Consider the following 23743-nt stretch of genomic DNA (forward strand, 5'->3'; position numbering starts at 1 on the left):
CGGACGCGGGGCGGACGCGGGGCGGACGCGGGGCGGACGCGGGGCGGACGCGGGGCGGACGCGGGGCGTATCGAGGCGGGTCCGCGGGCCCGGGCGGCGGCAGCGACGGGGCTCCGGCCCACTTCGTCGGCCCGTGCTGCGAGACTGGGATCATGACCCCTGACCGTCGCAGCCTCGCGCTGCCCGCCTTCTCCGAGCCCGCCGCCGACGCTTCGGTGCCCGCCCAGCCCGGCGCGCGCCGGCTGCCGCCGCTCGAACAGGGCGCCGACTTCCGCCAGCCGCCGGGCGAGACCGTGGCCGAACCCGCCCCGGCCCGGCACCCGCTCGCGATCGGCGGCCTCACCTTCTCCGACCCGGACCGGCAGATCTGATCGGCCCCGGCTTCCTGGCATGTTCGCGGCCGAAAAATTGCAGGTCAAAGCCCTTTTCATGGTCATCGGGCGGGTCTAGCATTCCGGTCACAGCAGCCCCACCACCCCCTTGACGGGCTGCTGAGCAGCCCGGCCGCGCCTCCGTACGGCCGGTGCCTCCCACGGCCGGGACCGCGGAGTGCCCCCCGTCCCCGCGGTCTCGGCCGACTGCCCGTCTCCAAGCCCCCACCTGCGGGCCGACGCCGGGTAGAACCGCCGTTCGGCAACGGCGCCGGGCCCGTTACCTGATCGGGTGAAGATCCCCCGAGTGCCGGACACGCCGGGCCGGCCACCGGCACGCTGCTGACGGGTTCGCGGGGATCGCGGGCCGGCGGCGATCGGAGGGGCGGCGGTGGCGGTGGAACAGGTCTTCGGAGGTCCCGCCCCGCCCCTGGGCGCGGTGGTGCCGCGGCAGGGCGCCGGGGCACGGCCGGGCACGGCCCCGCACCACGTGGCCTGCGTCATGGACGGCAACGGCCGCTGGGCGGCGCGGCGCGACCTGCCGCGCACCTCCGGCCACCGCGCCGCCGAGGCGACGGTGATCGACGTCATCGAGTCGGCCCGGTCGGCCGGCGTGCGGTGGCTCAGCCTGTACGCCTTCTCCACCGAGAACTGGCACCGCCCCGGCGAGGAGGTCGACTACCTCCTGCGCCTGGTGCGCCGGGTCGTGCGCAAACACGCGCCGCTGCTGCACGCACGCGGCATCCGCTGCCGCTTCCTCGGGGGCGCCGACCCGCGGATCCCGGCCGCACTGGCCCGGGACTTCGACGACCTGACGACGCTCACCAGCCGCAACCGGGGCATGACGCTGACCGTGGCGTTCGACCACGGCGGGCGCCGGGACATCGTCGAGGCCGCGCGCTCGCTGATCCGCAGCGGCGCGGCGCCCGAGGCCGTGGACGAGGACTGCTTCGCGGCCCATCTGCCCTTCCCCGACACCCCGGACGTGGACCTGGTCATCCGGACCTCGGGGGAGCAGCGCATCTCGAACTTCATGCTCTGGCAGGTCGCCTATGCCGAGTGGGTCTTCCCATCGGTGCTGTGGCCCGACTTCCGCGCCACGCACTTCCTGGAGTGCCTCGACACCTATCAGCGACGCCACCGCCGGTTCGGCGCGGTGGCGGCCGACACGAACGGAGAACCCAGGCCGTGACCCAGACCACCGGCAACCACCCGGGCAGCCGGGAGCCCGCCCCCGAAACGGAGCCCGCCCCCGAAACGGGCGCACCCACCGCCGAGCCCGACGCCGGGTCCGCCGCGCGGCCGGGACCGCTGTTCGGCCCCGGGACGAGGTTCCACCGGCTCTTCGACGACCCGTGCTGGGCCGTGGCCATGATCCGGGCCACGGTCCTGGAGGCCGCCCACCCGCAGATCGGCGCGGCCCTGGTCGACAGCTCCACCTTCGTCACGCACCCCTGGCGGCGGCTGACCAACACCCTGCGCAGCCTGCAGCGGATGACCGGCACGGACGAACCGGCCCGGGAGCGCGAGGCGGCCCGGCTCAACCGGATGCACGCCCGGCTGAACGGCACCGACACCGCGAACAGGCCCTACGACGCCATGGACCCGGCGGCCCGCGCGTGGGTGGTCGCCACCATGTTCGAGAGCGCCGTCACCATGTTCCGCTGGAGCGGGCGGCCGCTCGACCAGGCCGCGATGGAGGAGCTGTACGCGCAGTTCCGGGCCTTCCAGGCGGTGATGGGCGACTCCGCCGGCCGGCTCCCCGAATCCCTGCGGGACTTCTGGCCGTACTACGACCGGGTGGTCGAGGAGGAGCTGGAGAACACCGAGGCGCTGCGCACGATCCTCTACCACCTCTTCGACCACCTCCCGGCGCCGCCCCTGCTGGCGGGCCTGCCCACGGTGTGGGCGGCCGGGCGCGCCCTGGCCGGGCCGACGATCGGCGTGGTCACGGTCGCCTCCCTCCCGGAGGCGTTCCGCAGGCGGGCCGGGCTGACCGAGCTCCCCGGCGCCCAGGCGCTGACCCAGAGCGCCTATCTGGCCCTGGGCGCGGCACGTCTGCTGCCGGACGGCTGGCTCACCGCCGAGAACCTCCTCGACCTGCTCTCCCTGTCACCCGACAGCGACGACCCCAGGGCCAGGACACTGGCCGCCGTGGGCGACGGGATGAAGCGGTTCGGTGCGTTCCTGCGGCTGGTCACCCCGCTGCCGGACGAGCCCGACCGGCCCGGCCCCGGACGGTCGGCCGGGCGCCCGGCACCGGACGGCCGGTCGCAGCGCGGCGCCGAGGAGTTCTTCGACACCGTGCTGGACCAGACCGGGAACGGCTACCTGGACTGGCCCGACCTCGCGGCCATGGCACGGGAGCTGTCCGGGCGCCTGGACCTGGACGAGCCGGAGGAGACCAGGCTCTACGCCGCTTACGCCGCGTGGTGGCGGGAGCTCCAGTCGACGCTCGACACCGACGGCGACGGCCGGATCAGCCGGCAGGAGTACGCGCAGGCGGTCCCCTCCCTCGCCGGCCCGGCCCTGATCCGGGTCGCCGAGGTGCTGTTCGACGTGACCGACGCCGACGGCAACCAGTCCATCGACGCGGACGAGTACCGCGCCCTGTTCCGCACCGGCTTCCGGCGCGAGCTGCTCGACCCGGACGGGACGTACTCGCGGGCCGCCTTCGTCAAGGACTTCCTCGCCTTCATGGCGGGCCGCCGGCGCTCCACCGCCTACGACCCGCTGCTCGCCCAGGCCTGACCCCGGCGGGGCGCCCGGGCGCGCGCGCCCCGCCGCCGGAGCACGCAGGGCGCCCCGCCTACACGGACTGCGACAAGGACGGCGACGGGGTCTGGTCGGTGACGGTGAGCGAGTAGTCGACGCCGACCGAGAAGTCCCCGGAGGACCCGCGGAAGACGATCTCGTGGCGGCCGGGTGCGAGCGGGTCGAGGCGCACCCAGAGGCCGCAGGAGTAGGTGAAGAAGTAGCCCGGCTTGTCGGAGACGGGGTTGCCCCGAACCGTGTTCATGGTGATCGGGGTTGCGCCCAGCTCCTCGATCGGCAGGTTCCGGCCGTCCAGGACGGCGCTGCCCTTCGCGTCGTTCATGAAGGGCAGGCAGTCCGCGGCCGGTCCGTACAGGTTGAGCACCGGGAAGGCGATCTGCGTGTTCACGGGCAGGGTGCAGGCGCGGGTGACCGTCCTGCCGAAGGTGCCCGCCAACAGCCAGATGCCGTCCTTCTGCTGCTCGCCGCAGAACCGGCCGTCCGGGTCGACCACCGGGTTGCGACCGGACTCGATCGACGCGGCCCAGCTCCACCAGCGGCCCTGGAGCTCGGCCGGGGTGAGGGCGCGCAGGTCGACGCGGGTGGGCTCGGGCGACGGTTCGGCGCTCGTCCGGGCTTCCGCGCCGGGTGCCGAGGACGTTGCAGGGGTGGGGTCCACCGCGCTGGAGCAGGCGCTGACCAGGGCCAGAACCGCGGAGAACAGCACGGGAATTCGACCGGGACGCATGATCGGAATCGTACGGGAGGCATGTCGGAGACCTCCCGGCACCTCCCCGCCGGCTGCTCCGGCCCGGTGGCGGATCGGCAAGGCGCACGCTGTTCGCCAGGGCGCGCGCCCGTCCGCTACGGGGTGCTCGTGAAGGAGCGGCGGTAGGAGCGGGGCGGGACTCCCCGGCGGCGCACGAACTGTTCGCGCAGGACGGCCGCGCTCCCGTACCCGACCCGGCGGGCGATCTCCTCGACCGGCAGGTCCGTGGTCTCCAGGAGCTCCTCGGCGCTGCTCAGCCGCAGGCCCCGCAGCCAGGCGTGCGGGGTGGTCCCGGTCGCGGCGGCGAAGCGGCGGGCGAAGGAGCGCTTGCTCATCACGGCGCGCCGGGCCAGGTCCGCGACGGGGAGCGGCTCGTGGAGGTGGGTGCGGGCCCAGGCCAGCACCTCGGCGAGGCGCTCGTCCTGGCAGTCCTCGGGGACGGGGGCGGCCAGGTACTGGGCCTGCCCGCCGTCGCGGTGGGACGCCAGCACCATGTCCCGGGCGACGGCGTTGGCCATCGCGGCGCCGTACTCGCGCCGCAGCAGGTGCAGGCACAGGTCGAAGCCCGCGGCGGCCCCCGCGCCCGTGGTGATCCGCCCCTCGTCGATGTACAGGGCGTCGGGTTCGACGGCGACGGCCGGGTGCCGGCGGGCCAGCAGCTCGGCGAACCGCCAGTGGGTGGTGGCCCGCCGGCCGTCGAGCAGCCCGGCGGCGGCGAGCGCGAACGTGCCGACGCAGTGGGCGGCGACCAGCGCGCCGCGCCCGTGCGCGGCCGACAGCGCGTCGAGCACGGCGGGACCGGGCGGAGTGCGGAAGCCGGCCCACGGCAGGGCGATCACCAGGTCGGCGCCGGCCAGCCGGTCCAGGCCGTGCGCGATCGTGAGCGGCACACCGAGGTCGGTGGGCACCGGCCCGGGCCGGTCGGTGCACAGGGCGAAGTCGAAGCCGGGCAGCGCCTCCCCGTGCGGGCCGAACACCTCCGCGACGATGCCGACGGCGAGCATGCCGACTCCGGGCGGGGCGTACGCGGCGACGGTCGTGAAAGGCGGCACGGGAGCAGTCTGGCACGCCTGGCACGAATCCTGCGATCAGTGGCATCAGTGCCACTCGTGGGCGGCCGGCCCGCCCGGAAGGATGGAGCCATGACAGACGCACCGCTCGGCCGCAGCGCCGTGTACCAGGTCCTGACCACCGGCTACGTGGGCTCCACCGGCCCCGGGGTCGCCGCCACCGTCTCCTACGTCTCCGACGCCGGCCGACACGTGATCTTCGACCCGGGCATGGTCGCGGGCCCCGACCGCATCCTCGGCCCGCTCGCCGAGCTGGGGCTCGGCCCCGACGACATCACCGACGTGGTGCTCAGCCACCACCACCCGGACAACACCATGAACGTGGGCCTGTTCGGCCGCGCCCGGGTGCACGACCACAAGGTGGAGTACCTGGGCGACCAGTGGCGCAACCGGGACGCGGAGGGCTACGAGCTCACCCCGTCGCTACGGCTGATCCGCACCCCGGGGCACAGCGCCGAGGACATCACCCTGCTGGCGGGCACGGACTCGGGCGTGGTGGCGTTCGCCGGCGACCTGTGGTGGCACTCGGAGGGGCCGGCGGACGACCCGGTGGCCCCGGACCGCGAGGTACTGCGCGCCTCCCGGCTGCGGGTCCTGGCCGCCGCGGACCTGATCGTGCCCGGCCACGGCGCCCCGTTCAAGGCCGACGACACCGTGCCGCGCTAGAGACCCTGCACCCGCCGGCCCATCCGGCCTCCCGCCTCAGACCGTGCCGGGGCGGCTCAGCCTGGCCAGCCGGACCAGGGCGAGCGGGTGGTTGGCGCCCCGGCGGGGGGAGGGGGAGATCCACACCGTGGCACGGGCGTGCTCCGTGCCGTACAGCGGCGCGGCGGGCGGATTCAGCGAGTGGTGACGTGCGCTCATGTCGGCGGAGCCTTTCCCGGTCGGGGGCACGGCGGCCCTCCTCGCCGGCAACCCTCTCGCCGGCCACTCCAGGGAACCGGCCCGCAGCCGCCGGATCAATGCGGGGGACTACCTACCGGCCCGGGCGAACACTGGGTGGGCCGTCCGCGAACCGGACGGGCCGGGCGGCGGCGGCCCGCAGGTCAGAGCGCCCTCCCCGCCGCGCCGTCCCAGGCCTCCTGTCCGTCGGCCTCCTGCGCGTCGGCCTTCGCGAGCGCCCGCGCCGTCTCGCCGCGGCTCGCACCCAGCTTGTGGAGCACGTTCGCCACGTGGTGCTCGACGGTCCGGGGGGAGAGGAACAGGGCCTGGGCGATGTCCTGGTTGCCGGCCCCCTGCGCGAGCAGCTCCGCGACCTGCCGCTCGCGCGGCGACAGGCGCTTGCCGTAGCCGCGGCGCCCCGGCGAGCCGGTGCCGCCGAGGTCAAGGTCGCGGCGGAGCTTCTGGCAGCGGGCGGTGTCGGAGGTCGCCGCCACGGCGAGGTAGACCCGCTCCGCGGCGGCGATCCGCTCGGCGGCCCGGGCGCGGTCCTGCGGGGCGAGCGCGGCGGCGATCCGCTCGTCGGCGCGGGCCGCCTCGTACGGCCGGCCGATGTCGTGCCACTGGTCCCGGGCCCGGGTGAACGCCTGCTCGGCGCCGGGCTCCCCGGCCTCGGTCAGCAGCAGGCCCCGGGCGAGGTCGAGGGCCGCCGCCACGGCGGGCGCGTCCCGGCCGGTGAGGGCGTCCGCGGCCTCCTCGGCGACGGCGCCCGCCAGGGCGTGGCCGCCGGTCGCGATGAGCGCCTCGACGGCCACCGGCAGGAGCTCGGCGGTACGGGCCCAGGCGCCGGCCTGGCGCGCGGTGGTGAGGGCGGGGCCGACCGTGGCGGCGGCCGCGACGGCGTCGCCCTCCAGCAGCTGCAGGCCCGCGAGACCGGCCGCCGCGCGCAGGGCGGCGGTGACCTGGGACTCCCGCTGGCCGTACCGGCCGGCGATCTCGAACTCCTCGCGGGCCAGGGCCAGCCGGCCGCGCGCGGCGGCCAGGCGCCCGAGCAGCAGGGAGCGCTCGGCCCCGGCCATCGCCAGGTCGTCGAACTCCGCGCCCAGGCTGTCGAAGCGCTGCTCCAGCCCCTGCCAGTGGCCGGCCAGCATGTCCAGCCGGATCAGCGCGAGGCGGCTGTAGCACTCCAGGTACGGGATGGCCGTCTGCCGGGCCAGCCGCCGGCTCTCCGCCAGCAGGTGGGAGGCCCGGCGGTCGTAGCCGAGCTCGATGGCGATCTCACCCGCGTTGTACAGCGCCCGGGTGGTCTGGCGCATGACCTCCGGGCGCTCGGAGGCGCGGGGCAGCTCGTCCAGCCGGTCCCACACCGCCGGGTCGCCGTCCCGGGCCAGGAAGGTGAGGGAGGTGGCCCGCACCGCGGCGGCCACGTCCTCGTCCGGATTGGCCGCCAGCAGGCCCTCCGCCCGCGACAGCCAGGCCGCCGCCTGCCGGCCGGCGCCGTCGCGTTCGTCCATGGCGATCGCCACCATGGCCCGGGCCGCCCGGGCGGGGCGCTCCTCCAGCTCCTCCAGGGCGTCGCGGATCCGGTCGAACCCGGCCCGGTTGCCGCTGTGCACGGCGGTGAGGAAGCCGAGCGCGAGGCGGATCTCGCCGCGGTCGGCGACCGGGAGCCGGGGGTCGGCGATCATGCCGCTCAGGACCTGGATGCTGGCCGCCGGGTCGACGTCGTCGGCCGCGATCCGGGCCAGGGCCAGCGCGGCGCGGCCGCGCCGCTGCGGGTCGAGGCCCGGTTCGTCGAGGAGGCCGCGCAGCATCGTCCGGGCGCTGCCCGGATCGCCGAGGGCCACCGCCTGGTCCGCGGCGGCCTGGGCGAGGTCCTGCCAGGCCCGGTGGTCGCCGGTGGCCAGCGTGTGGTGGGCGATCTGGACCAGCGGCCGCGGGACGCGGGTGTCCAGGGCCTCGACCGCCCTGCGGTGCAGGACCCGGCGCTGCGGGCCGGGAACCCGCTGGTAGGCGACCTGCTGGGCCAGCACGTGGCGGAAGGCGTAGCGGTCGGGGGCGGTCTCGTGCAGGACGGCCGCGTGCAGGGCCTGCGTCAGGCCGTTCGCCCCGGTGGCGGCGTCCAGCCCGGCGACGGCCGCCAGCAGGTCCTCGTCCGCGGGGACGGCGAGGACGGCGGCGGCCGCCACCACGGCGTCGCCGCCTGCGCCGAGGCGGGCGAGCCGTTCGGTGACGGCGTCCCGCAGCCCCTGCGGCACATCGCGCCGGGCCAGGTCGGCGGCCAGGTCGGGGGCCTGGTCGCCGCCGCCGGGACGGCCGCCGGAGCGGCCCTCGGGCCGGGGCCGTTCGGCGATGGCGAGCAGATCCTCCTCGGCGGTCAGGGGCAGCCCCTGGCTGCGCTCGAAGAGCACCCGGGCGAGGTCGGAGGTGGCGCGCGGGCCGAGCGCGGCGCGGGCCAGCTCGTGGACGTCCGGCTCGGTCAGCGGGCCCAGCCGGATCACCGCGCCGGCCACACCGGGCGGGCGCCGGTAGGCCGCGCCGAACGCCGGGGTGTCGGGCGCCATGTCCTCGGCACGGTAGGTGACCGCCAGGGCGAGCCGCGGCGGCATGTCGCGGGCCAGCTGGAGCAGCAGGTCGCGCGTCGCGTCGTCGGCCCAGTGCAGGTCCTCGATCACCAGGACCGGGTCGTCGAGCGCGCCGAGCAGCGCGCGCAGTCCCTGGGCCAGCAGATGGCGCCCGGAGAGCAGGCCCTCGCCGCCGGACGGCGCGGGGGGCAGGGCCGGGGCGAGATCGGGCAGCACCCAGCGCAGCGCCCCGGTGCTGGGCGGGAGGTCCCCGGGCGGGGGCAGCAGCGCGGCGGCGTCCCGCAGCGCGTCGACCACCGGGCCGAAGGGCAGCGGTTCGCGCAGCGGGTGGCAGAGGCCGGCGAGGACGGCACGCCCCTGCCCGGCCCGGGCCGCGACGGCCTCGGCCACCAGGCGCGACTTGCCGATGCCGGCCTCGCCCTCGACGACCAGCACGGCCGACGGGTGGGACAGCGCCTCACGGGCGCGGGCCAGCACGCCCTCGCGGCCGACGAACGCGAATCCGGTGCCGTGGGCGGCCGGCGGCTGGGGCCGGCTCATCGCCGCGGTGCCTTGGGACGGTGGTGGCGGACGGCGGGTCCGGTCGGGGCGGGCATGACCCTATGATGCCCCTGCCCCGCGCGGGCGGGCCCGGCCGGTCGGCCCCCGGACTGCGGCGCGGCACGGACTGCGGCGCGGCGCGGCCACCGGCGGGGTGCGGCCGCCCTCGCGGCACGGCCCGCCCTCACCCGGGCAGGCCGGCCGGAACACCGCCCAGGACCCGCTCCGCGGGCCGCACGACGCGGCCCGGTGTCTCGACGACCTCGCAGCCCGCCCGCGCCAGCCGGGCGACGGTCGCCGCGGCGACGCGGTCGTCGAGCGAGAACACGAACGGCCCGGGGACCAGGACGACGTCGACCCACCCCTGCTCGGCCGCCGCCACCAGGTTCTCCAGGGCGGGCAGCGGGCCCCTGGCGGACCGGCCGTGGTCGGCGTAGCCCTCCGGGAGGGGCAGTCCCAGCCGGGCGGCCAGCATCTCCATGGCGGTGCGCACGTACTGCGCCTCGCGGGTGTCGTACGGGTGGCACCGCAGGTACATCGCGGATCGGCGGAGCGGTCTCGCCGGCGTGCGGGCGTCGTCCATGCCGTTTCACCTGGCCTTGCTGTCGTGAAGCCGTGTGCGGGAGCCTGCCGTGGAGGCCGGTGCGACGGGAGGGCCGCGGCCGCGCCGGACGCGGTACCGTCCGGCGCTCCGGCGCTCCGGTGGCCGCTGTGACCCGTGGGGCGCCCCGGGCAGATGGTCAAGCGGACCTCGGGAACCGCCAGGGGAACAATGCGGGGGACTACCTATCTCTCGCCCCGTACCTGTTCGCAGGCCCGGCGGGGCCCCGCCGGCGGCCGCCGCCGGCGGTCAGGCCAGGGCCGCTGCCAGCAGCGCGGCGGTCTCGGCGACCAGCGGCTCGTCCACGGGTGCGGCGGCGCCGTCCCGGGTGGACAGGACCGCCATCACGATCGGCCCCCGGCCGGGCGGCCAGGCGATGCCCACGTCGTTGGCGGTGCCGTAGCGGCCGGTACCGGTCTTGTCCGCGATGGTCCAGCCCGCGGGCAGCCCCGCCCGCAGGCGGTTGCCGCCGGTGGTGTTGGCGAGCAGCCACCCGGTCAGCCGCTCGCGGTCCCGCGCCTCCAGGGCCTCCCCCAGCGCGAGCCGGGCGTAGGTCCGGCCGATCGCACGGGGGCTGGAGGTGTCGGTCACCCGCCCCGGCTCCGCCGAGTTCAGCTCGGGCTCCCACCGGTCGAGCCGGGTCACCCCGTCCCCGAGGGAACGGCAGAAGCGGGTGACCGCCCCGGGGCCGCCGAGCTCGCGCAGCAGGAGGTTCGCCGCGGTGTTGTCGCTGTAGCCGATGGCGGCCGCGCACAGGTCCGCGACGGTCATGCCGTCGGCGAGGTTCCCGGGCAGTCCGGTGATCGGCGCGTAGCCCGAGTCCGTGAGGTCCTTCTGCGTGTACCGGATGCGCCTCGCGAGGAACTCCCCGTCCCGGTCGAGGTCCCTCAGGACGGCGGCCGCGGCGATCGTCTTGAACGTCGAGCACATCGGGAACAGCTCGTCCGCGCGGTACCGGACCGTCCTGCCGGTGCCCGCCGCCCACGCGAAGACCCCCAGGCGCGCGGAATGCGCCTGTTCGAGAGCGCGCAGCCGCCCCGCGATCCCCTCGTCGCCCGCCTCCTGCGCGAAGGCCGCCTCCTGCGCGAAGGCCGTCCCCCCGGCCGGCAGGACGACGGTGAGGGCCGTCGCAGCGACCCCGGCAAGAACCCCACGCCGACCCGGACGCGATTCCATGGCCGATTCCCTTCGCTCGTGCGGCCACCGGGCACGACGGCCGTCCCTTCTCGGGCCGTCCAGGCCCGTTCATCCCTGATGGGGACGCGGATCCGCAGGCGCCCGTTCCCGCCCGCCGACCGTACGGGCCCGTGGAGTGATCCGCCTCACACGCCGTCACGGCGCTGGGTGGCGGCCACGAGGGCGGGGGTCGACGCGGTGAGCCCGGGCGGTTCGTTGCCGTCGCGGTCGGTGGGGCCGCTGCCGGGCAGGAGCAGGGCCGCGGCCGTCCGGTGGCCCGCGCGGTGGGCGGGCACCTGGACGGTGGCGTACGTGGTGGTGCCGTCCGCGTCGAACCGCACCTCGCGGTCGACGGCAGGCAGCAGGCCGTGGACGCCCGGGGTCGCGGCCGAGCAGGTGCCGGCGCCGACGGTGGTGGTGGCTATCAGGGCTGCGAAGGCGGAAAGTGCCCGGCTGCGCCAGGTCGTGGCTCCAGTGGGATGGGCGTTCGCGGGGTGCTGTGCTGGGTTGTGCTGGGTGACGGCCGCCGGATCGGCCCGGATCCGGCGGCGGTCACCGCGCAGGAGTCAGTTCGCCGCCGCGGCACCTTCGACGAGTGCCACGGTCGCGCGCGGATCGGAGACCTCGACGACCAGGCGGGCGTAGCGTTTGTCCGCCAGCTCGATGACCACGGCCTTGGCCGCGTCGTGGACGTCCCAGAAGACCCGGTCCCCGTGGATGTGGAACGTGCCGGCGGTGATGATGCCGGGGAAGTGGGTGCCGGGGGCCCGAAAGCCCTTCGACTCCCGGGAGATCCCCGGATCGGCGGTCGCGCCGCGGACGTTGGCCAGGGGGATGACCAGTCGGCTCTTGAGGGCCCAGAGCTTGTCGAGCCCCTCGATCTCCACTATCAGGTTGTCGCCGTCGATACTGACGTTGGCCATGTCGGGTCCTTTGCGGTGGCTGGTTCAGTGCTGGTCGAGGCGCTGCGCAAGGGCGGCGCCGGCCTGGTCGACGGCCGCGCCCGCAGCGCCGGACCTGGCCCGTAGGCGCAGCCCGAGGACTGCTGCGGTGAGCGCCGTGGCCAGGGCGGGCGCTTCGCCGCCGTCGTCCGCCCGGACCAGGGCGCCGGTGGCCCGGTCCAGGGCGGCGAATGCTTCGGCGACCATGTCGGCCACCTCGGTGTCCTCCGGCGCGCGTTCGGCTGCGGCCAGCAGCAGCAGGTCGAGACCCGCCCCCGGGGCCGGTGCGGCGAGGGCCTCGCGCACTCCCTCAAGCGGGCCGGCGGCTGCGGCGATGCGGTCGATCAGTGGCGCGAGGTCGTGGTCCAGGGACCATCGCAACGCGTCCAGGTAGAGCCCGCGTTTGCTGCCGAACGTCTTGTACAGGCTGTTGCGGTGCACCCCGAGGCGGGTGACCAGGTCATCGATGGAGATGCCGTCGTAAGTCCGGCTGGCGAACAGCTCCGCCGCCGACCGAATCACTTCGGCTTCGTCAAATCCTCTTGGCCGTCCCATGGGATGACCGTACGCAGTTGGGGAACGATCAGTCAAGAACAATCGTTCCTAAACTCGCCCGCGCGTGCTGGGCGGCCGGGCAGCCGGGTGACCGGGCGTCAGCGGATCGCGTGGTGCGGCGGTGAGGCGCGGTGCGGCGTTCCGCGGAGAAGGTCCAGGGCCTGGTGGAGGACCGGGCCCTGGACCGGACTTTCGGGGGGCGCTGTCCGGCTACCGGTCAGGCCCTAGCCGGGGATGTGGATCAGGAAGCCCCAGGCCTGCTGCTCGTCGTGGACGTCCAGCGGCCGCAGCGCGATCCGCTGCGGGGCGATGTCCAGCACGCTGAGGTCGAGGGCCAGCTCGGTGCCCCTGACCGGCCCTCCGGGGACGACCACGTGGAAGCGGAAGATGTCCGGATGCCCCGCCGGGCGAAGCTCCCACTCCCGGGGTTCGGACGAGCCGACCACCTCGGAGTTCTCCTTCGGGTCGCCCTCGTAGCCCGCGTAGGAGCGGTGCCGCTGGTTGCGGAGCACGACGTTGCCGTTGTCGAGCTCCTCCACCTCCCACGACTGCGCCTCCAGTTCGCCTTCGGTGGGCGGGAGGAGAACCACGTTCTCCGCCGGCCCCAGAAGGCTGAGCAACTGCTCGTCGGGCTTGTTGATGCCGTAGGTGCCGCCCGGTACGAGTGCCATGGGCGGGACTCCCCTCGTTCGTGCGGCGCCGCACGGCGCCGCGGATCGATACCGCGGGTCGATGAACGGGACGATTCAATCCGCGAAGGGCCGGATGCATACGGACCGACACGGAGCGCCACCTCATCGGACCGCGGGGCGCCGTCCCCGCCCGCGGCAGACCTGCGGCAGGCCCGCGGCGGCCGAGCGGGCGGTGCCGCGCGGTCCCCGTCGGGGCCGCGTCGCGGGCGCGACTTTCGGACGATTCGGCCCCGGGCGCAGGGCCACCGGCACCACCAAGTGGTGGGTCGACGTCAGCTGCTCGAACGGAACCACGCGGACGGCCGGCCCCTACACGACCTTCCAGGACGTGTGCGTCTACTGCCCGCCGAACACCCTGGCCCAGCAGGGGTGGGTCTCCTACGGCTGACCGGCCCCGGCAGCCCTCGGCGCCCCCGGCGCCCGTGACGGCGGCCCGGCGCGCACCCGTCGGGGTGCGCCCGGGCCGTGCGCCGCCCCTGCCCCCGCTCCTGTCCGGCCCTGCCCCTGTCCGGCCCGCCCGCGCTGCCCGCGGGCGGGGTACCGGCCCCGGCCCGGCTCTCCCCGGAGCCCGCGCCCCGGCCCTGCGGCTGCCCTCGGCCGTTGCGCCGCGGTGCCGCGCCCGGGTGCACCCGGTCCGCAGCGGCCGTCCGGCAAACGCCGCGCCCGGGCGCCGGCCGCAGCCGGTCGTCCCGGCGCCCCGGGCGCCCGCCGCCGCGGTGGCGTCGACGGCGGTCCCGCGGGGCCGTTTGCGCATGAATGCTTCACCCGTTGTATCGTCGTGGACGGTGCCGGACCGTGACAGCGGACAGTCACCGGAGCATCAACGGATCTTCTGCCACCGGGGCCCGACCCGCGCCCGGGTCGACGCGCCACGGGCAGTGGCGCGGCTCGCGCGCGACGGCGCCGCGACGGCGGGGCCCGGCGCCGTGACACCGATCATGGCGAGGGGTTCCGACGATCCGTCGGCACGGTCGGCAGGCCTGCCGACCTTCTTCGGTGCGGACCGGCTGGAGGATCCCGGCACCGGCAGGCCCGCCCGCGCCGCCGCGGCCCGGCGGGGGAGCGGCAGGCGAGCGACCGGGGCGAGGGGAAGGCCGGAGCCCTCTTCCACACGGCCGCCACGCTCCGGCGACGCCGTCCATCGGACGTCTTCGCCGGACACACGGCACGCACGACCGCCTCGGCAGCGGGCGCGGGTGCCGGCGCCTGACATCATCATCCCGCACAGCGGACGCTGCGGCCGGGGAACGCTCCACCCATCGCGGACACCACCGGGCGCACCGCAAACACGACACGGCTCTACACCCACGAGGACAGGGAACCACCACCTGTGGCAACCGATTACGACGCCCCCCGCAAGACCGACTCCGATGAGGGGTCGCACGACAGCATCGAGGAGCTGAAGGCCCGACGCACCGACACCTCGTCCTCCAGCATCGACGCCGTCGACCAGCTGGAGTCGGCCGACGGCGTGCAGCTGCCGGGTGCCGATCTCTCCGGCGAGGAACTCACCGTCACCGTCCAGCCGATGCAGGCCGACGAGTTCACCTGCACCCGCTGCTTCCTGGTCCACCACCGAAGCCGGCTCGCGCGCGCGGACAAGAGCGGGCCCGTCTGCCGCGACTGCGACTGACCGGACGCACACCCGGACACACACCCGGGGCGGCGCCGGTGGCCGGTGCCGCCCCGGGTCCGTTCCGCCCGGCACCACCCGGCACCACCCGGCACCACCCGGCACCGCCCGGGACGGGCCCGGCACCGCACGAACCGGCCCGTCGCCGCCGGCCGCGCCTCGGGCGTGGCCCCGTACCACCGGTGACCCCCCTGCGGGATACGTCCGTTGACGTATCTTCCGCCGAGATCACCCGCGGCCGTTGACCGCGGTGCCTCCCGACGATTGGCTCTCCTGGAGCCCGTCGCCGGGAGGGAGCCCGGCCGGGCGATCCCAGGGGAAGGACGGACCTCATGGCACGCACCCGTACCACCGGCAACCGGTGGCTGGCCGGCGGCGGCATCCTCGCGGCGACCGCCGTACTCGTCGCGACCGCCGCCCCCGCCCAGGCCGGCCCGGCACCGCGCGGCACCGTCCAGATCAGCGTCGGACTGAACGGCGCCGTACCGGACAGCCAGTCATGGAGCCAGGCGGTCAGCGCCGACGGCCGCTACGCCCTGTTCACCTCGTGGGCCACGAACCTGGTGTCCCAGCCCGCGAAGAGCGCCCGCGACGCCTACGTCCGCGACCTCAGGACCGGCCGCACCGAGCGGGTCAACCTGTCCGACGACGGCAACGCGCTGGACGGCTTCACCGACTACGTCGCGATCAACGCCGACGGCCGCTACGTCGCCTTCGACAGCGAGGCCGCGGACGTGGTGCCCGGCAAGCAGGTCCAGGGGCGCGGCGAGGTGTACGTCCGCGACCGGAGGACCGGCCGCACCGAGCTGGTCAGCGGGGGGCTCACCAGCACCGACACCGACCGGTTCCACGCCTCGTACGCGCCCTCGATCAGCGCGAACGGCCGCTACGTGGCCTTCACCTCCAGCCGGACCGACCTCGTCCCGGACCTCCGGGGCGGTGAGCCCTCGCTGGCCAGGCCCTACACCTGGGACTACAACATCTACGTGACCGACCGCTGGAGCGGGAAGACCCGCCTGGTGACCCGCGGCGTGGACGGCGCGCCGGGCGACGGCATGTCCCTCAACCCGACGATCAGCGCGGACGGCCGCACCATCGGCTTCACCTCCCTGGCCGGGAACCTGCTGCCCGCCGAGCAGACCCCCGCCCCGGCCGCCCCGGCCGCGAAGGGCGCCGCCCCCGCCGACGTCGAGCCGGCCCCGGGCACCGCCCCGGCCGAGCCCCGCAGCGCCCGGGAGAGCGCGGCCCGGCCGGACCTGGCCCGGCCGACGACCGGCGCCTACTACACGTACGACGTGGGGTCCGGCCGCATCTCCGCCGCGAGCATCGACCTCGACGGCAACCTCGGCTACGCGAGCTTCGACGCGACGATCAGCCCCGACGGGCGGCGCGCGGTCTACGCCCTGCCCGAGCCCGGCGGATCGACCCACGGCCACCGGTACCACACCGTGCTGTACGTCCGGGACCTCGGGAAGGGCACCGTGACGAAGATCAGCGGGGGCCTGCCCGGCACCGCCTCGGTCGGCTCCTCCGACCACGGCCGGATCACCGCCGACAACCGCTGGGTCTACTTCTCCTCCGCCGCCGACAACCTGGTGGCGGGCCCGCAGCACCCGGACGGGGACTGGGACGTCTACCGCCACGACCTGCGCACCGGCCGTACCGAGCGGGTCGCCACCGCGCCGGACGGCTCGCTCGGCAACGGCTCCTCGATCGCCCCGGCCGTGGACGCCCGCGGCCGGACGGTGGTGTTCGGCTCGACCAGCGGCAACCTGACCGCCGGCGCCGGCGGCCCGGCGACCGCCGACAACCAGGTCTTCGCCCGCACCACCGGGCACCACGGCGACGCCGACGAGGACGGTGACGGCTGACCGGTAGCCGCCGCGGGCACGCGTCGGCCGGGCGGGAGCCGGATGGCCCCGCCCGGCCGGGGTGCCGCGCCGGTCAGCTGGTGCCGCAGGGCGGGCAGGGCGCGCAGCGCTGGATCTGGACGTCGTCGACGACCGGCCCGTAGGCGCTGTTGGCCGTGGTGCTGGTGAAGCCGATCGAGGTGGCCGAGCCGGTGGCCTGGAAGGTGAACTGCCGGCCGACGTATCCCATGTTCGTGAACGACTTGCCGGTGGTGTTGAAGGAGAAGTCCTGGAAGTTCTGCCCGTCGATGAGGGCGCTTCCGGTCTTGAGGGCCGGGGCGCCCGCGGGGTTTCCGGCCAGGGCGTAGGTGACGGTGTAGGTCGCGCCGGGGACGGTGGAGAAGGTCTGGGCCACCGCGCCGGAGTTGGAGCCGTTGAGGTCGACGGACTGGTCGCCCTCCGCGGCCTGCCAGAAGCCGGCGCCGATCAGGTCGACGCTCCCCGCGGTCACCCGCCACGGTCCGATGGTCTGCCCCGCGGCCAGGGGGGTGAAGCTGTTGGCCGCCGCCCTCGGGTACTCGAAGCTGCCGTCGTCGAAGCGGCTGACGGTCTGCGCCGAGGCGGTGGTGGCGGCACTGGCGAGCAGGACAGAGGTGGCGGCGATGGCACAGGCGCGCATGGCAAGCACGGTTTCCCCTCCCGAACGGGTGGCATCACACCGAAACGGTGTGTCCACAAATAAGATAGGGAGGTTCAGGGGTCGGAAAAAGCCCCCGAAAGAAAGACATTTAATCCCACCTAATGCCCTGCTCTTGGATTCCTCGAAATATCCAGGCCCTGGGGGCTACTCGAAGCGCGCGGGGTCGCCGGCTCCGCGTCGGACGATCTCCGCCTCGCCGCTGGAGAAGTCGACGACCGTCGTCGGCTCCGTGCCGCAGTCGCCGGAGTCCACCACGGCGTCCAGCACGTGGTCGAGCCGCTCCTTGATCTCCCACCCCTGGGTCAGCGGCTCGTCCTCGCCGGGCAGCAGGAGGGTGCTGGAGACGAGGGGTTCGCCGAGTTCGGCGAGCAGCGCCTGGGTGACGACGTGGTCGGGGATCCTGACCCCCACCGTCTTCTTCTTCGGGTGCATCAGGCGGCGCGGGACCTCCTTGGTGGCGGGGAGGATGAAGGTGTAGCTGCCCGGCGTCGCGGCCTTGACGGCACGGAAGACGGCGTTGTCGATGTGGACGAACTGCCCGAGCTGGGCGAAGTTCTCGCACATCAGCGTGAAGTGGTGGCGGTCGTCGAGACGCCGGATCGACCGGATCCGTTCGAGGCCCTCGTGGTTGCCCATGCGGCAGCCCAGGGCGAAACAGGAGTCGGTCGGGTACGCGATGAGGGCTCCGGAGCGGAGGCTGTCGGCCACGGTGCCGATGGTGCGGGCCTGGGGGGTCTGCGGGTGCACGTCGAAGTACTTCGCCATTGGCCGACCCTACGGGATCCACCCACCCGCCCCGGACCGGCCCGCGCCGGAACCCGCCCACCTAAGGCCTCTCGCCCGAGGGGGTCTCCGTCGCCCCCGGCGGCAAGGTGGCCGCCGGCTACACCCGGCAGAACGCGGTGCTGTGGCGCGACGACCAGGCGGCCGGGGCCGCCGACGGCATCGTGGAACCGCTGGTGCTCGGTGCGGCCGGGGCGGGCTCCAAGACCGTGCCCGGTTCGGAGAAGGTGCCGCCCGGCTGCATCCCCCGGCTCTGGCTCGACGGCCGCCAGCTGCTCTGCGGGACACGGGACAACCTCTACCGCATCGGGTTCGCGGCCGACTTCGGCCGGGTCGAGGGCGTGGCGGCGCTGCTGCCTGCCGAGCAGCGGTTCGTCTCGGGCGCGGTGCTCTCCCCGGACCGCAAGGCGCTCGCCTATCTGTCGGCCGCCGACGGCGTCGAGTCGATCCACCGGATCGATCTGGTGCCGGACGCGGTTCCGGTCAAGCTGGCCGAACTGCGCCCGCCGTCGGCCGCCGCGGACAACCCCGGCAACGGACTGTCGCACCTGGTGGCCTGGCTCTAGCCGGACGGAGTGCGGAGGGTACCGGGTTGACGTTGCATTATGTTCTCGATCATTGCAACGATACTGCCGCTCTCACCTGCATTTATATACATTTCACGCAACAATCTTGTTGCGTGAACCGTAAAGGCAACGTAGCTTTCCATCATCGGAAACGACGGCGTGCACTCACGTGACGAGTCATCAAGAGGGGGCGGGACCATGAAGGCAGCACAGGACCGGCAACAGGCGGCGCCCGGTGCGTTCACGGCCTTCGCCCGCTTCGTGCTCTGCGGCGGCGGGGTGGGGGTCGCCTCCGGGTTCGCCGTGGCGGCCCTCGCCTCCCGGATTCCCTGGGCCCTCGCCAACGCCCTGGTCACCGCGCTCTCCACGCTCCTCGCCACCGAGCTGCACGCGCGCTTCACCTTCGGCGCGGGCGGGCGCGCGACCCGGCGCCAGCACGCGCAGTCGGCCGGGTCGGCGGTGGCGGCGTACGCGGTGACCTGCGCGGCGATGTTCGCCCTGCACCAGTTGGCGGCGGCGCCCGGTGCGATGCTCGAACAGGCCGTCTACCTGACGGCCTCCGCACTCGCCGGCATCGCACGCTTCGCGGTGCTGCGCCTGGTCGTCTTCGCACGCGGCCGCTCGCAGGCCGCGGCCACCGCCCGCACCGCCCTCTCCCTGCCCGCGGCCGTGGCCCGCGCCGGCGCCCCGACCAGCGTCGCGGAGCTCTGCCGAGCCGCCTGACCGTCCGGGCTCGGCAGCCGGCCTCCACCCCGGCCGCGGCCGCCCCCGAGGGCCCCCGGCGCGCCTCGCACCGGGCCCGCGGGCCCGCAGGTGCACACCTGACCGGCCCCGGGCACCTCCCGTCCGTATCGGCTCGTCAACAACCCCGACGCGATCACGTCACATCCGGGTCAAGAGCGCGCCAAAGCCATGGCGCGGGCCCCCTCCGCCACGCTACTAACGTGTGAGCAGGGCCGCCGCCTGACGGCCCGGAACACGGGGGGACCTCCTATGAGCAGCATCCACACCGGCAAGCGAATGTGGACGCTCGCCGCTCTCGCGGCAGTCGGCGCACTGACCCTCACCGCCTGCAACGACGACAACGCGGCCGACACGGCGATCAGCACCCCGCCGCCGGCCGCCGCCCCGACGACCCCGTCGGCCGCCGCGAGCACGCCCGCCGCCGCGCCGACCACCCCGGCGGCCGCCAGCCCGTCCGCCAGCGCCCCGGGCGGCGCGCCCACCAGCGCGCCCGCCCCGGCCGCCGGCGGTGGCAAGGACGCCACCCCGGGGCAGACCTTCAAGCTCGGCCAGCCCGCCCAGGTGCAGTTCACCTCCGGCAGCACCAAGGGCGTCATCGCGCTGTCCGTCAGCGCCATCGAGGCCGGCGACCCGACCGACCTGGACGCGCTCAAGCTCGGCGACAAGGTGAAGGGCCTGGTCCCGTACTACGTGCGCTACACGATCACCAACACCGGCACCACCGACCTGTCCTTCACCAGCGTGGACCACATCAAGGGCCTCCTGCCGGACGGCAGCGAGGCCCAGGAGCTGATGATCATCGGCAGCTTCGCCAAGTGCGCGAGCCCCTCGCTGCCGAAGGGGTTCACCAACGGCCAGACCGCCCAGGGCTGCGCCGTCGCCCTCGCCCCGACGGCCACCAAGGTCTCGGGCGCCGAGTACTGGGGCTCCCCGTACAGCCTCGGCAAGGGCGCCATCTCCTGGAAGTAGCGGTACGGGTGCGGGTGCCGCAGCCGGGTCTTCCGGCCCGGCACCCGCACCGGCCGTTTCCGGCCCGGGTACCGGTCGTGCACCGCCCGGACCGGCCCGCTGCGGCATCATGCCGGGCCCCCGGGGTACCGTCCCCTCATGAACGAGTCGCGCCACCCGTCGCCCCGCCAGGACACGGCAGTCCGCTCCCTCCGCGCCCGGTACGCCCGCAGCTACCGGATGCGGGTCGCCGTGCTGTTCGCGGGGGTCGCCCGTGACGGGCTCCTCGTCGCCTTCAAGGCCGTGGCGAAGTCCTCCCGCCGCCCCAACTCCGGCGACGCCGACTGCTGACGGCCGCACCGCGCAGAGCGGGCGGAGCCCGGGGCTCCCCGCCGGTGAACAGACGGCTGCACGGGGAGAGTTGGCGGAGGCCTTAGGCCTGCCCGTCGCCGACCGACCGGGTGGGCATTGTGGCAGAACGGCTCCTGATCGGGTCAATTTCGGGCCGGAATCGAACCGATGTAGTGAACTTCCGCAAGCAATCCCAGGCGCCCCGCGCCCGGTCGGCGATCCTGCCCCGGGCCCCGGCCGCCCACCGTCGCGCCGCTGACCTGCGGGATTCCCGATCATGAGGCGACGGTACCGGCCGCCGAGAAGGGGCGAATCGGCGTCCAGGCCTTATTGCACCGGTCGTTGGCGATTCCTACCTTCACTGTCATGAGTATTCCCACGGAGCCCATCGGCAGCATCCCGCGCCCGCGCGCCCTCCAGGACGCCCTCGCGGAACATGCCGAAGGCCGCCTGAGCGAAGCCGATCTGACGAAGCTTCAGGCCCAGGCCACGGCCGAAACCCTCACCGCGCTGGAGGAGCTGGGCTGCACCGTCCTGGTGGACGGCGAGCAGAGCAAGCCCAGCTTCGTCACCTACCCCCTCGCCGGGCTGACCACCCTCGACCCGGGCGGCGCCGTCATCCCCTTCGCCGACGGCCACACCAGGCAGCTGCCGGTGCTGACCGAGGGCCCCTTCCGCTACCAGGTCGGTGCCCACAGCTACCTGCGCGAGGCGCAGCGGCACACCGAGCGGCCCGTCAAGCAGGCGGTCATCGCGCCCTCCGCACTGAGCCTGCTCTACCCGGCCGACGGCATCGCCGGGTACTCGCGCGAGGCGTTCCTGGCCGACCTGGCCACCGAGGCCGAGGCCGACATCCGGGGCTGCCTGGACGCCGGCGCGCACAGCGTCCAACTCGACTTCACCGAGGGCCGGTTGTCCCTCAAGCTGGACCCGTCCGGCGGCCTGCTCGACCAGTTCGTCAGCCTCAACAACGAGGTGCTCGGCCGGTTCGACGAGGAGCAGCGGGCCCGCCTCGGGGTGCACACCTGCCCCGGCGGGGACCACGATTCCACCCACAGCCTGGACGTCGACTACGCCGACCTGCTGCCCAGGCTCTTCCAGCTGAAGGTCGGCAACTTCTACGTCCAGCTGGCCAGCGAGGCCGACCCGGACCGCGTGCTGGGCATCATCGCCGACCAACTGCGCCCGGGCATCCGGGTGTTCGTCGGGGTGACCGACCCGATCAGCCCCGTCGTCGAGTCGGCGGAGGAGGTACGCGACCGGGTGCTGCTGGCGGCCCGGTACATCCCGGTCGAGCAGCTGGGCACCACGGACGACTGCGGCTTCTCGCCCTTCGCCGACGACACCTCCACCTCGCGCGAGGTGGCCTTCGCCAAGATCGGGGCACGGGTGCGGGGCACCGCCCTGGCCGGGCAGGCGCTCGGCCTGTGACCCAGGGGTGAGCGGCGGCGGCAGGCCGCCGCTCACCCCGGCGTGCGGCCCCGCTCTACGTCCTGCCACCTGCCACCCGCCGACCGCCGCGGCCCGGGGCCTTCGCCGGGCTGATCCGCGCCGGGCGCGCGGGGCCCGCCTTCGCTGCTTCCCGTATCTGGTTGGCTACCTTCTGTAAGGGGTGGTGGAACGAGATGAAGGAGAACGGCGATGTCAGTGGCAGAGGAGCGGATCAATCCCGCGGCACGGCTGGGCTTCCAGCCCGGCCAGGTGGTCCAGGAGATCGGGTACGACGACGACGCCGACAGGAAGCTGCGGGAGGCGATCGAGGAGATCACCGGCCAGGACCTGGTGGACGAGGACTACGGCGATGTCGCTGACGCGGTCCTGCTGTGGTTCCGCGACGACGACGGCGACCTGACCGATGCGCTGGTCGACGCGATCGGACTGCTCGAGGACGGCGGCATCATCTGGCTGCTGACGCCGAAGAGCGGACGTGACGGCTACCTGGAGCCCGGTGATGTCAGCGAGGCCGCCCAGACCGCGGGCCTGTCGCAGACCAAGTCCGTTTCCGTGGCCGAGGGCTGGGCGGGCGCCCGCCTCGTGGCTCCGAAGCGGTAGTCGCACCGGACCCGGCGAAGGCCCTGCGGTCCGCCTGGACCGCAGGGCCTCGCTGCCGCCGGCGGCGGTTCACGCCGTCCCGCTCCGGGGCGTCACCTGTCGCTGCGGGCGTTGCCGAAGGCCGGGTCGAGCAGCCCGATGACGCTGCAGGCGTTGCCGCAGACGCTGACGGGGACGTGGGCGGGGGCCTGGACCATGTCGCCGCTGGGGGAACCGGGGGAGTGGACGACGGCGCCGCCCGCTCCGGCGGAGTTCAGCGCCGGCCGAGGACCTCGGCGAGGCGGCTCACACCGTCCTGGCCGTGGCCGAGCGCGATGGTCCGGCGGACCAGCCCCTCGGCCGCGCGCATCACGCCGGAGTCGATGCCGTGCGACTCGGCGGTGTGCACGACGTGCGCCATCGTGGAGACCCCCGAGGTGAGCGGGTTGATCGCGCCCGAGTAGGTGCCGCTGTCGAAGTCCTCGGCGAACTCGGCGAACAGCGGCGGGAGGATCGCGCCGATGCCCTGGGCGAACGGCGCCAGCTCCCGCCCGCTGATCCCCTCCGCCCTGGCCAGCGCCAGCGCGTGCACGTACCCGGCCATCGCCGTCCAGAAGATGTCCAGCAGCGCGATGTCGAACCCGGCCGCCCGGCCGATCTCCTCGCCGAGGTGGGTGTGCGTGCCGCCGAGGGCCGCCAGCGCCGGCTGGTGCCGCCGGTACAGCTCCATCGGACCGCTGTGGATGAACACCGCCTGCGGCGTGCCGATGCTCGGGGCCGGGGTCATGATGGCGCCGTCCAGGTACCCGACGCCGTGCTCCGCCGCCCAGGCGGCCGTGTCCCTGGCCCGATCCGGGGAGTCGGCGGTCAGGTTGACCACCGTGCGGCCCCTGAGCGCGGCGGTGACCTCCGGGCGGCGCAGCACGGCGTCGGAGGCGTCGTAGTTCACCACGCAGACGACGACCAACTCGCTTGCCGCCACCGCCTCTTCGGCGGTCGCGGTGCTCACCGCCCCCTGGGCGGCCAGCTCGGAGTCCCGCCCGGGGGTCCGGTTCCAGACCGTGGTACGCACCCCGGCCCCGACGAAGGCGCCGGCCAGGGCGCGGCCCATCGGCCCGAGGCCGAGCACGGTGACGGCGGACGGTATGTGGTTGGTGGACATACTTCGGCTCCTGTAGACATGGTGGTGGACATCGAGAACAAA

Annotated in this window: 25 protein-coding genes and 1 pseudogene; 12 read left to right on the top strand and 14 right to left on the bottom strand. The window is 74.7% G+C overall.

Going from position 1 to position 23743, the window contains the following annotated elements; genetic code table 11:
* Positions 1-152 precede the first annotated feature (152 nt).
* The 3 genes from ACGFZP_RS21625 (at position 153) to ACGFZP_RS21635 (ending at position 3122) form a co-directional block, all read left to right on the top strand.
* Complete coding sequence (locus ACGFZP_RS21625) at positions 153-371, top strand: hypothetical protein (RefSeq protein WP_392935316.1); 219 nt, start codon at positions 153-155, stop codon at positions 369-371.
* Between the two features lie 439 nt (positions 372-810).
* Positions 811-1563 carry a polyprenyl diphosphate synthase gene (gene uppS, locus ACGFZP_RS21630; RefSeq protein ID WP_392935550.1) on the top strand — a complete coding sequence of 251 codons (753 nt, stop codon included), beginning with the start codon at positions 811-813 and terminating at the stop codon, positions 1561-1563.
* Positions 1564-1682: 119 nt separating this feature from the next.
* Positions 1683-3122: an oxygenase MpaB family protein gene (locus tag ACGFZP_RS21635; RefSeq protein WP_392935552.1), complete on the top strand. Its 1440-nt coding sequence runs from the start codon at positions 1683-1685 to the stop codon at positions 3120-3122.
* Positions 3123-3180: 58 nt separating this feature from the next.
* On the opposite strand, the gene ACGFZP_RS21640 is transcribed toward ACGFZP_RS21635, so the two are convergent.
* Both ACGFZP_RS21640 and ACGFZP_RS21645 read right to left on the bottom strand, forming a co-directional pair.
* A complete protein-coding gene (locus ACGFZP_RS21640) occupies positions 3181-3873 on the bottom strand; it encodes a signal protein (RefSeq protein ID WP_392935317.1) in 693 nt (230 codons plus the stop codon).
* A 116-nt stretch (positions 3874-3989) separates the two neighbouring features.
* Positions 3990-4898: a GlxA family transcriptional regulator gene (locus ACGFZP_RS21645; protein WP_392935555.1), complete on the bottom strand. Its 909-nt coding sequence runs from the start codon at positions 4896-4898 to the stop codon at positions 3990-3992.
* A 138-nt stretch (positions 4899-5036) separates the two neighbouring features.
* Here ACGFZP_RS21645 and ACGFZP_RS21650 point away from each other — a divergent pair, with 138 nt between their 5' ends.
* A complete protein-coding gene (locus ACGFZP_RS21650; RefSeq protein ID WP_392935319.1) occupies positions 5037-5630 on the top strand; it encodes an MBL fold metallo-hydrolase in 594 nt (197 codons plus the stop codon).
* Positions 5631-5666: 36 nt separating this feature from the next.
* Here ACGFZP_RS21650 and ACGFZP_RS21655 read toward each other — a convergent pair whose 3' ends face one another.
* The 8 genes from ACGFZP_RS21655 to ACGFZP_RS21690 all read right to left on the bottom strand — a co-directional run bounded on the left by ACGFZP_RS21655 (position 5667) and on the right by ACGFZP_RS21690 (position 12912).
* Positions 5667-5828: a hypothetical protein gene (locus tag ACGFZP_RS21655; protein ID WP_392935321.1), complete on the bottom strand. Its 162-nt coding sequence runs from the start codon at positions 5826-5828 to the stop codon at positions 5667-5669.
* A gap of 182 nt (positions 5829-6010) precedes the next feature.
* The gene (locus ACGFZP_RS21660; RefSeq protein WP_392935324.1) at positions 6011-8968 is read right to left on the bottom strand and encodes an ATP-binding protein; all 2958 of its coding nucleotides are present in this window, start codon (positions 8966-8968) and stop codon (positions 6011-6013) included.
* 184 nt (positions 8969-9152) lie between these two features.
* Entirely contained in the window at positions 9153-9551 is a 399-nt protein-coding gene (locus ACGFZP_RS21665; RefSeq protein ID WP_392935326.1) for a hypothetical protein, read from the bottom strand.
* 267 nt (positions 9552-9818) lie between these two features.
* Entirely contained in the window at positions 9819-10745 is a 927-nt protein-coding gene (gene bla / locus ACGFZP_RS21670) for a class A beta-lactamase (protein ID WP_392935329.1), read from the bottom strand.
* A 146-nt stretch (positions 10746-10891) separates the two neighbouring features.
* A complete protein-coding gene (locus ACGFZP_RS21675; RefSeq protein WP_392935331.1) occupies positions 10892-11086 on the bottom strand; it encodes a hypothetical protein in 195 nt (64 codons plus the stop codon).
* 225 nt (positions 11087-11311) lie between these two features.
* On the bottom strand, positions 11312-11668 hold the full coding sequence (locus tag ACGFZP_RS21680; protein WP_392935333.1) for a hypothetical protein: 357 nt from the start codon (positions 11666-11668) through the stop codon (positions 11312-11314).
* 24 nt (positions 11669-11692) lie between these two features.
* A complete protein-coding gene (locus ACGFZP_RS21685; protein ID WP_392935335.1) occupies positions 11693-12241 on the bottom strand; it encodes a TetR/AcrR family transcriptional regulator in 549 nt (182 codons plus the stop codon).
* 224 nt (positions 12242-12465) lie between these two features.
* The gene (locus tag ACGFZP_RS21690; RefSeq protein ID WP_392935337.1) at positions 12466-12912 is read right to left on the bottom strand and encodes a hypothetical protein; all 447 of its coding nucleotides are present in this window, start codon (positions 12910-12912) and stop codon (positions 12466-12468) included.
* A 1351-nt stretch (positions 12913-14263) separates the two neighbouring features.
* On the opposite strand from ACGFZP_RS21690, the gene ACGFZP_RS21695 reads away from it, so the two are divergent.
* Both ACGFZP_RS21695 and ACGFZP_RS21700 read left to right on the top strand, forming a co-directional pair.
* On the top strand, positions 14264-14566 hold the full coding sequence (locus tag ACGFZP_RS21695) for a DUF4193 domain-containing protein (RefSeq protein WP_392935340.1): 303 nt from the start codon (positions 14264-14266) through the stop codon (positions 14564-14566).
* Between the two features lie 332 nt (positions 14567-14898).
* Positions 14899-16437, top strand: coding sequence for a TolB family protein (locus ACGFZP_RS21700; RefSeq protein WP_392935343.1), 1539 nt, complete (start codon positions 14899-14901; stop codon positions 16435-16437).
* 73 nt (positions 16438-16510) lie between these two features.
* On the opposite strand, the gene ACGFZP_RS21705 is transcribed toward ACGFZP_RS21700, so the two are convergent.
* Both ACGFZP_RS21705 and ACGFZP_RS21710 read right to left on the bottom strand, forming a co-directional pair.
* Positions 16511-17095, bottom strand: coding sequence for a choice-of-anchor C family protein (locus ACGFZP_RS21705; protein WP_392935345.1), 585 nt, complete (start codon positions 17093-17095; stop codon positions 16511-16513).
* 165 nt (positions 17096-17260) lie between these two features.
* Positions 17261-17881 carry an L-threonylcarbamoyladenylate synthase gene (locus ACGFZP_RS21710; RefSeq protein ID WP_392935348.1) on the bottom strand — a complete coding sequence of 207 codons (621 nt, stop codon included), beginning with the start codon at positions 17879-17881 and terminating at the stop codon, positions 17261-17263.
* A gap of 107 nt (positions 17882-17988) precedes the next feature.
* Here ACGFZP_RS21710 and ACGFZP_RS21715 point away from each other — a divergent pair, with 107 nt between their 5' ends.
* The 6 genes from ACGFZP_RS21715 (at position 17989) to ACGFZP_RS21740 (ending at position 22560) form a co-directional block, all read left to right on the top strand.
* Positions 17989-18465, top strand: coding sequence for a hypothetical protein (locus ACGFZP_RS21715; RefSeq protein ID WP_392935350.1), 477 nt, complete (start codon positions 17989-17991; stop codon positions 18463-18465).
* A 198-nt stretch (positions 18466-18663) separates the two neighbouring features.
* On the top strand, positions 18664-19188 hold the full coding sequence (locus ACGFZP_RS21720) for a hypothetical protein (protein ID WP_392935351.1): 525 nt from the start codon (positions 18664-18666) through the stop codon (positions 19186-19188).
* Between the two features lie 270 nt (positions 19189-19458).
* A complete protein-coding gene (locus tag ACGFZP_RS21725) occupies positions 19459-20178 on the top strand; it encodes a hypothetical protein (RefSeq protein ID WP_392935353.1) in 720 nt (239 codons plus the stop codon).
* A gap of 138 nt (positions 20179-20316) precedes the next feature.
* Positions 20317-20508 (top strand): hypothetical protein, encoded by a 192-nt coding sequence (locus tag ACGFZP_RS21730; RefSeq protein ID WP_392935355.1) that lies wholly within the window; start codon positions 20317-20319, stop codon positions 20506-20508.
* Positions 20509-20874: 366 nt separating this feature from the next.
* A complete protein-coding gene (locus tag ACGFZP_RS21735) occupies positions 20875-21939 on the top strand; it encodes a cobalamin-independent methionine synthase II family protein (protein ID WP_392935357.1) in 1065 nt (354 codons plus the stop codon).
* A gap of 210 nt (positions 21940-22149) precedes the next feature.
* Entirely contained in the window at positions 22150-22560 is a 411-nt protein-coding gene (locus ACGFZP_RS21740; protein WP_392935359.1) for a DUF3052 domain-containing protein, read from the top strand.
* A 92-nt stretch (positions 22561-22652) separates the two neighbouring features.
* On the opposite strand, the pseudogene ACGFZP_RS21745 reads toward ACGFZP_RS21740, so the two are convergent.
* A pseudogene (locus ACGFZP_RS21745) lies at positions 22653-22814 on the bottom strand (chaplin); the annotation flags it as partial.
* Positions 22814-23701 carry an NAD(P)-dependent oxidoreductase gene (locus tag ACGFZP_RS21750; RefSeq protein WP_392935361.1) on the bottom strand — a complete coding sequence of 296 codons (888 nt, stop codon included), beginning with the start codon at positions 23699-23701 and terminating at the stop codon, positions 22814-22816. The pseudogene ACGFZP_RS21745 and the gene ACGFZP_RS21750, both read right to left, overlap by 1 nt.
* Between the last annotated feature and the right edge of the window lie 42 nt (positions 23702-23743).

Source organism: Kitasatospora sp. NPDC048239 (assembly GCF_043202015.1).
Classification (GTDB): Bacteria; Actinomycetota; Actinomycetes; order Streptomycetales; family Streptomycetaceae; genus Kitasatospora.

Coding starts and splice junctions, on each gene's coding strand:
- ACGFZP_RS21720 (WP_392935351.1), top strand. CDS start 18,664: ATGAAGGCAGCACAGGACCGGCAACAGGCGGCGCCCGGTGCGTTCACG.
- ACGFZP_RS21640 (WP_392935317.1), bottom strand. CDS start 3,873: ATGCGTCCCGGTCGAATTCCCGTGCTGTTCTCCGCGGTTCTGGCCCTG.
- ACGFZP_RS21740 (WP_392935359.1), top strand. CDS start 22,150: ATGTCAGTGGCAGAGGAGCGGATCAATCCCGCGGCACGGCTGGGCTTC.
- ACGFZP_RS21690 (WP_392935337.1), bottom strand. CDS start 12,912: ATGGCACTCGTACCGGGCGGCACCTACGGCATCAACAAGCCCGACGAG.
- bla (WP_392935329.1), bottom strand. CDS start 10,745: ATGGAATCGCGTCCGGGTCGGCGTGGGGTTCTTGCCGGGGTCGCTGCG.
- ACGFZP_RS21625 (WP_392935316.1), top strand. CDS start 153: ATGACCCCTGACCGTCGCAGCCTCGCGCTGCCCGCCTTCTCCGAGCCC.
- ACGFZP_RS21645 (WP_392935555.1), bottom strand. CDS start 4,898: ATGCTCGCCGTCGGCATCGTCGCGGAGGTGTTCGGCCCGCACGGGGAG.
- ACGFZP_RS21655 (WP_392935321.1), bottom strand. CDS start 5,828: ATGAGCGCACGTCACCACTCGCTGAATCCGCCCGCCGCGCCGCTGTAC.
- ACGFZP_RS21725 (WP_392935353.1), top strand. CDS start 19,459: ATGAGCAGCATCCACACCGGCAAGCGAATGTGGACGCTCGCCGCTCTC.
- ACGFZP_RS21660 (WP_392935324.1), bottom strand. CDS start 8,968: ATGAGCCGGCCCCAGCCGCCGGCCGCCCACGGCACCGGATTCGCGTTC.
- ACGFZP_RS21650 (WP_392935319.1), top strand. CDS start 5,037: ATGACAGACGCACCGCTCGGCCGCAGCGCCGTGTACCAGGTCCTGACC.
- ACGFZP_RS21710 (WP_392935348.1), bottom strand. CDS start 17,881: ATGGCGAAGTACTTCGACGTGCACCCGCAGACCCCCCAGGCCCGCACC.
- ACGFZP_RS21685 (WP_392935335.1), bottom strand. CDS start 12,241: ATGGGACGGCCAAGAGGATTTGACGAAGCCGAAGTGATTCGGTCGGCG.
- ACGFZP_RS21735 (WP_392935357.1), top strand. CDS start 20,875: ATGAGTATTCCCACGGAGCCCATCGGCAGCATCCCGCGCCCGCGCGCC.
- ACGFZP_RS21750 (WP_392935361.1), bottom strand. CDS start 23,701: ATGTCCACCAACCACATACCGTCCGCCGTCACCGTGCTCGGCCTCGGG.
- ACGFZP_RS21680 (WP_392935333.1), bottom strand. CDS start 11,668: ATGGCCAACGTCAGTATCGACGGCGACAACCTGATAGTGGAGATCGAG.
- ACGFZP_RS21705 (WP_392935345.1), bottom strand. CDS start 17,095: ATGCGCGCCTGTGCCATCGCCGCCACCTCTGTCCTGCTCGCCAGTGCC.
- ACGFZP_RS21700 (WP_392935343.1), top strand. CDS start 14,899: ATGGCACGCACCCGTACCACCGGCAACCGGTGGCTGGCCGGCGGCGGC.
- ACGFZP_RS21730 (WP_392935355.1), top strand. CDS start 20,317: ATGAACGAGTCGCGCCACCCGTCGCCCCGCCAGGACACGGCAGTCCGC.
- ACGFZP_RS21665 (WP_392935326.1), bottom strand. CDS start 9,551: ATGGACGACGCCCGCACGCCGGCGAGACCGCTCCGCCGATCCGCGATG.